The following is a 6,749-nucleotide window of genomic DNA, read 5'->3' as shown; positions in this document are numbered from 1 at the left end:
AGTACACCATTACTTTTACCATGTATATTTTTTTCAATATGTTAACTTATTGTTCAGCACAATTTGCTGAAATACCTTGGATAGCCCAAAGCGCTAGACAAGAAATAACCCTAAGGTGGTTATTGCAATGGGGCTCACCTCTTACCATCCCGAACAGAGCAGTTAAGCCCATTAGCGCCGATGGTACTACACTTGTGGAAGAGTAGGTCACCGCCTTTTTTAATTAAACCCTCACAGCAATGTGGGGGTTTTTTTTATGCATAAAACTAACCATGTGTTTTACCTTTTTTATAGAAACTCCTTTCAACCATATTTTAATGTTTTTATCGCCTAAATTTAATATTAAGTACGACTTTGTTTTATATAGTTTACCTAACAAGCCCGCACTAATAATTTGCTCTAAAATCCAAATTATTGATGAGAAACCATATTCATTTTGCTCTTTTTGAAGTTCTATTTTTTTTAATTTATTATAGGTATAGCTCCCATTGTTTTGGGGTTGGCCATCATCCGTAATACTAAAGTGGTTCACCTCAAATTCAAAAGTAAGCTCGGGTTTGGTTTTTAGAGTGTATGTAATCATAGAGATTTAGATTTATTGTTTTTTTGATGGTGTGTTTTATTTCTATCATAGCAATGTTAAGCTCTATAGAGATCTCGCTAGAATTTCCTTTTACTAATTCTGGGTTTAAGATGGTATATATCATTTCCCCGCTTTTTTTAAGCATTTGCTGTTTTTTGCTTGGACTAGGGTTATTGTCTGAGGCTTCTTATTAGAAGAATAAGTTAAGCTCATTGATTTGGGTATTAGACTTATTTCGAGCTAAATATGGTTGGTGGCTTGTGGTCCAAAATATAGCCTACTAAAATAATTATTGAGTATTGAATTATTTAGTTTTAAGTTAGTGGCGTAATTTCAACCTTAAAGATATAAAAAAATATGTATCAATACATTACTGTATCTAAGTTAGTCTATACTATCTCTTATAACTAAATGCTTTTTGTATTGGTTTTGTATTTGGTGTAATGGGGAATTTGGACAGGTTCACGTTGGTTGCGGAGCAACCAAAGACCAATACAACTATAGCTGTTTTGTTTAAATTTTTGCCAAATTAAGAGAGTGAAAATATCATTAATTACTTTAAAAGTTCGTTCCAGTCCGTATTTTGACACCCCGCTCTGCCTGGCATTATGCCGTATTGATACTTGAGTTACTCGTGCATCATTCAGTATCGCCAATAAGCAAATAAAGCGGTGCATTCCTTTGTGTAAAGGTAAATTTTTGGCCGTCTTTTTTGTTATTACTTTGAGAGCGCAGCCGTGGTCTTTAATGTCAATTTTGGTTAGCTTACGAATCAAGGTGTTTGCCAGATTGGAAGGTATAGTTTTCCAAAACGAATCTTGTCGTTTTGCTCTAATTCCCGAGACAATATCCCACTGTTCATTATGTGCTTTGTCAATTAGTTTTGGGATATCAGCTGGATCGTTCTGTAGGTCTCCATCGATTGTTGCGATATAATTTCCTTTAGCCTCATCAATTCCCAATGCCAAAGCCATGCTTTGCCCATAGTTGTATTTTAGTCTTAGGACTACACAATGGCTATGGGTGAGTAGTTTTAATTGCTCAAAAGTATCATCTGTTGAGCCGTCATCGACTAAGATAAGCTCGTATTCAAATTGATTTAACGCTCGCTCTATAGCGTTCACCAAAGGTTGTACGTTTTTGGCTTCGTTGAATAAAGGGACTACAACGGAAAGCAAGCCATAATCTGTAGTGGAATCGCACATCAACCTAAGTTTGTTTTAGGCGTACAAAGTAAGTAAAATTTTGCTTCGCTTTTTAATCTTTAAGAACCGCTCTTGAAATTACAATTTTTTGAATTTCAGAAGTGCCTTCATAAATTTGAGTAATTTTAGCATCCCGCATCAAACGCTCTACATGGTAGTCTTTTACAAAGCCATTTCCGCCATGTATTTGTACTGCTTCGACCGTATGTTGCATTGCCACTTTGGAAGCATATAATTTGGCCATTGCACTCGATGTGTCATACTTATTTCCTATATCTTTATCCCTGGCCGCTTTGTATACCAATAGCCTTGCCGCTTCAATATCAGTAGCCATTTCTGCTAACTTAAACGCAATAGCTTGGTGGTTGCTTATCTCCGTTCCAAATGCTTTCCGTTCTTTTGAATATTTCAGAGATAATTCGTATGCTCCAGCTGCAATTCCAAGTGCCTGAGCAGCGATCCCAATGCGTCCTCCAGACAAGGTTTTCATAGCGAATTTGAATCCAAATCCGTCTTCACCTATACGGTTTTCTTTAGGTATTTTAACATCATTAAATTGCAAGGTATGCGTATCGCTTCCGCGAATTCCAAGCTTATTTTCTTTTGGACCTACTTCAAAGCCAGGCATGTCCCGCTCCAATATAAATGCATTAATGCCTTTATGGCCTTTATTTCGATCGGTTTGTGCAACGACTAAGTATATTTGCGCTCGACCACCATTTGTAATCCAATTTTTTGTGCCATTTAATAGATAATAATCACCTTTGTCTATAGCGGTAGTGCTTTGAGAGGTAGCGTCGCTACCTGCTTCCGGTTCACTTAAACAAAATGCTCCAATCCATTCGCCAGCTGCCAATTTGGGTAAGTATTTTTCTTTTTGAGAGTCGCTACCATAGGCTTCCAAGCCATAACAAACAAGTGAGTTATTAACAGAAACCATAACACTTGCTGAAGCATCAACTTTGGATAATTCTTCCATGATAAGAGCATAAGTAAGTGTATCCATACCGCTGCCCCCATATTTTGGTGAAACCATGATCCCCATAAATCCTAATGCTCCCATTTTTTTCACTAAATTGTCAGGAAACTCCTGCGCTTCATCCCGTGCGATGACTCCAGGAAGGAGTTCTGTTTGGGCAAACTCTCGTGCGGCCTCTCGCACCATGATTTGTTCATCCGATAGATTAAAGTGCATTAAAATTAAATTTAATTATTCTTAAAAATGTCCTACAAATATAGTTGAATATTAGAATATTATCAATTTGAACCCCTATTTTTAATTATATGACAAGAAAAACTTACAATGCTATTGGTGTGATGTCCGGGACTTCCTTGGATGGTATTGACCTTTGTTGGGCTGAGTTTTCAAAAAAAGAGGCTTGGTCTTTTCGTATTTTGGCCGCAGAAACATTGCTGTATTCAGAAGATATGAAAGCGCGATTGAGTACTTCAATTGCACTAAAAGCTGATCAATTAAATCAATTGAATTATGATTATACAAAGTATTTAGGTTTTGAAATCAATAATTTTATTCAAAAACACAGCATTATAAATTTAGATGCTGTTTGCAGTCATGGACATACTGTTTTTCACCAACCTGAAAAGGGGCTCACATTACAAATTGGCAACCTACCCCAATTAGCCGATTATATTCAACAGACCCTTGTTTGTGATTTTCGTGCTCAGGACGTAGCTATGGGTGGGCAGGGCGCGCCACTAGTCCCTGTTGGCGATGCATTCCTATTTTCGGAATATGATTTTTGCTTAAACCTAGGAGGCTTTGCTAATATTTCATTTCAAAAACAGCACCATCGCCTTGCTTTTGATATTTGCCCAGCAAATCTTCCTCTAAATCATTATGTTAAATCTTTGGGTTTTGCATATGACGAAGGGGGAGTATTGGCGGCTCAAGGAACCTTAAATGAGCCACTTTTAGCCGCGCTGAATAGACTTGATTTTTATAAAAAACAACCTCCTAAATCCCTTGGTCTGGAGTGGTTAAAATGTGAAGTTTACCCACTTTTAGATCAATGCGGTATCGACATAAATTCAATACTTAGAACTCTAGTAGAACACACCGCAATACAAATTTCTGATACATTAAAACAGAACAAATTGAGTAATGGACTATACACAGGAGGTGGTGTACTCAATACTTTTTTACTGGCACGAATTGGGGCTCATGTGGGTTACAAAATTCAAGTTTCTAACCTCGATTTAGTACATTACAAAGAGGCGTTAATTTTTGGATTTTTAGGGGTTTTGAAACTCCGTAACGAAGTCAATTGCCTACAGAGTGTTACAGGTGCGAGTAAAGACCACAGTAGTGGCGAAATTTATTTACCTACTAAATATTAAATGCCTAAAATGTTTTATTATATTTGTGAGCATCTTAAAAAATAATTGGTTTAACTTTATTATTTTCCTAGTTTTTACATTATGGATACCATTATCATTTTTGTTTTTGTTGCTGGATATTTAGCCATCACCCTAGAACATAGCTTAAAAATTGACAAACTCATTCCTGCGCTTATTATGATGGCCATCAGCTGGGCATTTATTTCGTTTGGAATTGATGATTTTGATGCATGGTTTGATTCCTCAAAGCATGCGCTGCTAAATAATTTTGAGTTTCTTAATCATGATGATAAAATGCATATTCTGGAAGAGAGTTTACTTCATCACTTGGGCAAAACGGCTGAGATTTTAGTTTTTCTTCTGGGTGCGATGACTATAGTCGAAATTATTGCCTATTTCAATGGTTTTGCTACAATTAAGAATTTTATTAAAACAAAAAAGAAAACAAACTTACTTTGGATTTTTTGTTCACTTGCTTTTGTTTTATCTGCTATAATTGATAATCTTACCGCCACGATTGTTTTGATTTCTTTGCTTCAAAAACTTGTTAAAGACCGCAATATTCGATTGTGGTTTGCGGGTCTTATTGTGATCTCGGCTAACGCTGGTGGTGCGTTTTCCCCTATTGGAGATGTTACAACCACTATGTTGTGGATTGCTGATAAAGTGTCCACCCCGCGTTTGTTTGGTTATTTGTTGTTGCCCTCACTGGCATGCATGTTGCTGCCCACATTTTTGGCGTCCAGACTTTCTGTTTTTAAAGGCAATTTAGAAGTCGATCAAAGCCAAGACCTGGCCCCAGGGCGCTTCAGTAGCACCATGCTTTATTTAGGGCTTGCAGCAATTATATTTGTTCCAATTTTCAAAATGGTTACCCATTTACCACCCTATGTTGGAATGATGCTTTCTTTGGGTGTTGTGGCTGTTTTTGCCGAAATTTATAGCTCAGCGAAATTTAGTCTAGAAGCATTAGAAAATAAAGTCCATGTTAGTCCAGTACACTATTCATTATCTAAAATAGAATTACCCAGTATCTTATTTTTCTTGGGAATTTTAATGGCCGTAGCTGCCTTAGAATCCTTAGGTATTTTGTTTGGTTTTGCCGATTGGCTAAAAGAATCGACTCCTCACATAGGTTCTGAAGTTACCGGTGCTCAAGTTTCAGATTTGGTAGTACTGCTTTTAGGTGTTGGTTCCGCAGTTATAGACAATGTACCTCTTGTGGCTGCCTCTTTGGGAATGTTTTCTGAACCTGCCGACAATATTCTATGGCATTTTATTGCCTATTCTGCTGGTACAGGCGGAAGTATGCTAATCATTGGTTCGGCAGCTGGTGTAGTTGCTATGGGAATGGAGAAAATCAACTTTTTCTGGTATTTGAAAAAGATATCCTGGCTTGCTTTTGTTGGATTCATTGCAGGGGCATTGGTCTTTTTCTTTACAAGAACTTTATTCTAAACATACGTTTTCTTTAAGGACTACGTTTAACATCATATATGATTACACATTTAATTATGAATTTGAGTATGTTTCAAACCCAATCCGTTCCCCTGAAGGAACCTGAATCTGTAGAAAAAACATTATCAATTATTGAATTAATTAAAAGCGGAGGCACAGCTGGTCAACTAATTATCGCTCTGCTTTTTGTCTTATTGGTGGTAGCGCTTTATATTTATTTTGAACGTTTATTTACCATAAAATCTGCATCCAAAGTTGATCCGAATTTTATGAATGAAATTAAGGATCATGTGAGCAGTGGAAAAATTGAAGCTGCAAAACTTTTGTGTGCTCAGGAAAATTCACCTGTTTCACGTTTGATTCAAAAGGGGATATCTCGCATAGGTCGACCCTTGGCTGATATCAATTCAGCCATTGAAAATGCAGGGCGATTGGAGGTTTATTCTCTTGAAAAAAATGTAAGTGTATTGGCGACAATTTCTGGTGCAGCTCCTATGATTGGCTTTTTAGGGACTGTGATCGGGATGATCCTTTCTATTTTTGAAATTGCTAACTCAGGAGGACAAATCGATATCAAACTTTTGGCTGACGGCCTTTATACTGCCATGACGACTACTGTTGCTGGTCTTCTTGTTGGAATTGTTGCTTATATTGCTTTTAATCACTTGGTAAGTCGGACCAATAAAGTGGTGTATAACATGGAAGCCAACTCTGTTGAGTTTTTAGACCTTCTTAACGAGCCAACACACTAATGAATATTCGCGGAAGAAATAAAATCACTCCCGAATTCAATATGTCCTCCATGACGGACATTGTTTTCTTGTTATTGATTTTCTTTATGTTAGCTTCAACATTGGTCACTACAAACGCCATAGATATTCTATTGCCCAAAGCCGCTGGAAAAACAGAAAATAAGAAAGCAGTTTCGGTCAGTATTAAAAAAGACCTTTCGTATTTCATTGACCAAAGGCAAGTCAGCGATACTCAATTGGAAACAGAACTCATTTCTGTATTGAAAGCAGAACAAACACCAACACTCATTTTGCGTGCTGAAAAATCTGTTCCGGTAGAAAATGTTGTTCGGGTTATGGATATTGCTAACCGTAATAAGTTTAAAGTCATTTTAGCGGTAAAACCCAATTAAG

The 6,749-nt window shown here is 37.0% G+C and carries 7 protein-coding genes and 1 rRNA gene; 5 read left to right on the top strand and 3 right to left on the bottom strand.

Annotated features, from left to right (window positions below):
- Positions 1-111: 111 nt before the first annotated feature.
- Positions 112-219 (top strand): 5S ribosomal RNA (rrf, locus tag FORMA_RS02760).
- A 4-nt stretch (positions 220-223) separates the two neighbouring features.
- Here the strand turns inward: rrf and FORMA_RS02755 are convergent.
- The 3 genes from FORMA_RS02755 to FORMA_RS02745 form a co-directional block, all read right to left on the bottom strand.
- Positions 224-583 (bottom strand): hypothetical protein, encoded by a 360-nt coding sequence (locus FORMA_RS02755; protein ID WP_069674219.1) that lies wholly within the window; start codon positions 581-583, stop codon positions 224-226.
- 407 nt (positions 584-990) lie between these two features.
- Positions 991-1,788 (bottom strand): glycosyltransferase family 2 protein, encoded by a 798-nt coding sequence (locus FORMA_RS02750; RefSeq protein ID WP_069674218.1) that lies wholly within the window; start codon positions 1,786-1,788, stop codon positions 991-993.
- Between the two features lie 52 nt (positions 1,789-1,840).
- Entirely contained in the window at positions 1,841-2,983 is a 1,143-nt protein-coding gene (locus FORMA_RS02745; protein ID WP_069674217.1) for an acyl-CoA dehydrogenase, read from the bottom strand.
- A gap of 89 nt (positions 2,984-3,072) precedes the next feature.
- Between FORMA_RS02745 and FORMA_RS02740 the strand changes: the two genes are divergently transcribed.
- The 4 genes from FORMA_RS02740 (at position 3,073) to FORMA_RS02725 (ending at position 6,748) form a co-directional block, all read left to right on the top strand.
- The gene (locus FORMA_RS02740; RefSeq protein ID WP_069674216.1) at positions 3,073-4,146 is read left to right on the top strand and encodes an anhydro-N-acetylmuramic acid kinase; all 1,074 of its coding nucleotides are present in this window, start codon (positions 3,073-3,075) and stop codon (positions 4,144-4,146) included.
- Between the two features lie 81 nt (positions 4,147-4,227).
- Positions 4,228-5,604 (top strand): sodium:proton antiporter NhaD, encoded by a 1,377-nt coding sequence (gene nhaD, locus FORMA_RS02735; protein ID WP_069674215.1) that lies wholly within the window; start codon positions 4,228-4,230, stop codon positions 5,602-5,604.
- A gap of 56 nt (positions 5,605-5,660) precedes the next feature.
- On the top strand, positions 5,661-6,356 hold the full coding sequence (locus tag FORMA_RS02730) for a MotA/TolQ/ExbB proton channel family protein (RefSeq protein ID WP_069675420.1): 696 nt from the start codon (positions 5,661-5,663) through the stop codon (positions 6,354-6,356).
- Complete coding sequence (locus FORMA_RS02725; RefSeq protein ID WP_069674214.1) at positions 6,356-6,748, top strand: ExbD/TolR family protein; 393 nt, start codon at positions 6,356-6,358, stop codon at positions 6,746-6,748. The genes FORMA_RS02730 and FORMA_RS02725 overlap by 1 nt, the downstream gene beginning before the upstream one ends.
- The last annotated feature ends 1 nt before the right edge of the window (position 6,749 follow it).

It is taken from the genome of Formosa sp. Hel3_A1_48 (assembly GCF_001735715.1).
Taxonomy (GTDB): Bacteria; Bacteroidota; Bacteroidia; order Flavobacteriales; family Flavobacteriaceae; genus UBA3537.
This window is presented reverse-complemented; position numbering and strand designations above follow the sequence as displayed.

Bases quoted from the DNA above. Each gene is read 5' to 3' on its own strand.
- FORMA_RS02755 (WP_069674219.1), bottom strand. From the start codon at position 583: ATGATTACATACACTCTAAAAACCAAACCCGAGCTTACTTTTGAATTT.
- FORMA_RS02750 (WP_069674218.1), bottom strand. From the start codon at position 1,788: ATGTGCGATTCCACTACAGATTATGGCTTGCTTTCCGTTGTAGTCCCT.
- FORMA_RS02745 (WP_069674217.1), bottom strand. From the start codon at position 2,983: ATGCACTTTAATCTATCGGATGAACAAATCATGGTGCGAGAGGCCGCA.
- FORMA_RS02740 (WP_069674216.1), top strand. From the start codon at position 3,073: ATGACAAGAAAAACTTACAATGCTATTGGTGTGATGTCCGGGACTTCC.
- nhaD (WP_069674215.1), top strand. From the start codon at position 4,228: ATGGATACCATTATCATTTTTGTTTTTGTTGCTGGATATTTAGCCATC.
- FORMA_RS02730 (WP_069675420.1), top strand. From the start codon at position 5,661: ATGAATTTGAGTATGTTTCAAACCCAATCCGTTCCCCTGAAGGAACCT.
- FORMA_RS02725 (WP_069674214.1), top strand. From the start codon at position 6,356: ATGAATATTCGCGGAAGAAATAAAATCACTCCCGAATTCAATATGTCC.